Origin of the sequence: Streptomyces tamarix, assembly GCF_032423885.1 — a bacterium.
In the GTDB taxonomy this organism is placed as follows: domain Bacteria; phylum Actinomycetota; class Actinomycetes; order Streptomycetales; family Streptomycetaceae; genus Streptomyces; species Streptomyces tamarix.
On the sequence record NZ_JAWCTQ010000094.1, the window covers coordinates 1 to 1,702 of the forward strand.

Below are 1,702 nucleotides of genomic sequence, written 5' to 3' on the forward strand. Positions count from 1 at the left end.
GACACCGCCGCCCCGCCAGGGGCGTCCGTTCGGCCCGACGAAGGAGGGCCTGGTCCGCGCCAGCGGACCCCGGCCGCCGCGCGGCCGCCGGCCCCGAAGGGGACGAAGAAGAGGTGCCGCGCCGCCAGGCGCGTCCGCTACCGCCGCCGTACGGTCCCCGGCTCGGACCGGGGACCGTACGGCGCGGTTCAGCTCCGGCGGCGGCGGTCCAGCATCTTCAGGACCACGCCCAGCGTGCCGACCACGACGAGTGCGGGGATGAGGTGCTGAATCAGCCACCACACGCCGTCAAGGCCGATCGCGCCCCCCACGAACAGGGCACCGATGCCGACGACGATGGCCAGTCCGTACCGGCTTCCGTCGTTCTGGCGGGCGTTGTGGTTGTTGTTCCGGGGCATTGCGTGGCTCCTCGTTGAAGGTTCGGGGGCCGGGAGGGACTGCCACCCCTCCCGGCGGGGGCTCGGCTAGCGGCGGACGGGTTCCAGGTTCTGGGGCATCCCGTGGTTGGCCACGAACTGCATGACGCCCTTGGGGGAGTGCATGACGACCGGGGGCTCACCCCGCTTGATCACGGCGATCCAGCCGAAGGAACGGCGCTCGGCGGCGTGCAGGTATCCGCGCTGCTGGAGTCCGAGCAGTGCCTTAGTGGCCTGCAAGTTCTCCTGCGCCTGCTCGGCGGTGGTGGGGGTGTTCCGCATCGCGTCTCCCTGTGTTGAAGGTTCGGGCCGATGCCGGGAGGGGCTGCCATCCCCTCCCGACATCCCTAATTCTGCCTTATCTTGGGGTGCGGGTCCAGCCTCTCGCGTCCCTCGTTCGGGTGACGTGGGTCACACGAGGTTGCGGGCCTGGAGCACTCCGACGAACTGGCGGGCGACGGTGGCGACCTGGGCGCGCGGGCGGCGGACGGCCTGGAGCCTCAACAGGCGCTGTCCGCCGCGCTGGATGACGTACGGCTCGCCAACCGCCGGGATCGCAAGGGCAATGAGCCCTTCCGCCGTGTCGACGCGCACAACGGGCCCGTTGGTGACCGGGTCGATGCCATGCCCGACGATGACGGCCGGAACGCCGTGCTCCTTGGTCAGCTCCTCGCTGATCGCGCGGGCCTCGATGATGGCGGACGCCGTGGCGGCGTCGATGTCGGCGGGCTTCGCGGCGGGCCACTCGGGGGCGACGGTCTCGGGCTTGACGGGCTGAGTGCTCATGCTGTGCGTCCTTGCGGTGTTGAAGGTTCGGGGCTCGTCCGGGGCGGGCTGCCATCCCGCCCCGGACGGTGGGGCTCGTGCGGTTGCTTACTCGGTGTCGAGCGCCCGGCGGTGCAGCTCGGCGTACGCGAGCGACTGACGCGCCCGGCTGAGGCGCTTCCGCCGGTCGTCCGGGGCGTACGCGTCCAGCTCGCCCCGCGCGATGGCGTCGACCATCCACACCGGGAGGGTGCCGAACGCGATACGCGCGGCCTCGTGCAGCTCGGCGAGCGTCGCGACCTGGGTGATCTCCTCCGGGGTCGGAAGGGGGTTCTCCCGCAGGCACGGGCCGGTAAGACCGGTCTCCATGTGGCACGTCATGCAGACGCGGGCGACGTTGAACAGGTCGTGAACGATCACGCCGTCCACCCAGACGGCGTCGTAGGCGTCCACGATCCAGTGCTGCGCGGTGCCGGTCTCGGTGTTCACGTGGTCTCCCTGGTGTTGAAGGTTCGGGGTTC

The 1,702-nt window shown here is 71.0% G+C and carries 4 protein-coding genes; all 4 read right to left on the minus strand.

Annotated elements, in window-relative coordinates; translation table 11 throughout:
• Positions 1 to 188: 188 nt before the first annotated feature.
• Positions 189 to 398 (minus strand): hypothetical protein, encoded by a 210-nt coding sequence (locus RND61_RS32365; protein ID WP_266665108.1) that lies wholly within the window; start codon positions 396 to 398, stop codon positions 189 to 191.
• A 66-nt stretch (positions 399 to 464) separates the two neighbouring features.
• Positions 465 to 698, minus strand: a complete 234-nt coding sequence (locus RND61_RS32370; RefSeq protein WP_030795585.1) for a hypothetical protein — start codon at positions 696 to 698, stop codon at positions 465 to 467.
• Between the two features lie 129 nt (positions 699 to 827).
• Positions 828 to 1,202 carry a hypothetical protein gene (locus RND61_RS32375; protein ID WP_315881745.1) on the minus strand — a complete coding sequence of 125 codons (375 nt, stop codon included), beginning with the start codon at positions 1,200 to 1,202 and terminating at the stop codon, positions 828 to 830.
• Between the two features lie 87 nt (positions 1,203 to 1,289).
• Positions 1,290 to 1,702, minus strand: a 413-nt coding sequence (locus RND61_RS32380) for a hypothetical protein (protein WP_315881746.1), incomplete at its 5' end; no start/stop codon positions are given.

Excerpts from the sequence above, each read along its gene's own strand:
- RND61_RS32370 (WP_030795585.1), bottom strand. The coding sequence starts at position 698 with ATGCGGAACACCCCCACCACCGCCGAGCAGGCGCAGGAGAACTTGCAG.
- RND61_RS32365 (WP_266665108.1), bottom strand. The coding sequence starts at position 398 with ATGCCCCGGAACAACAACCACAACGCCCGCCAGAACGACGGAAGCCGG.
- RND61_RS32375 (WP_315881745.1), bottom strand. The coding sequence starts at position 1,202 with ATGAGCACTCAGCCCGTCAAGCCCGAGACCGTCGCCCCCGAGTGGCCC.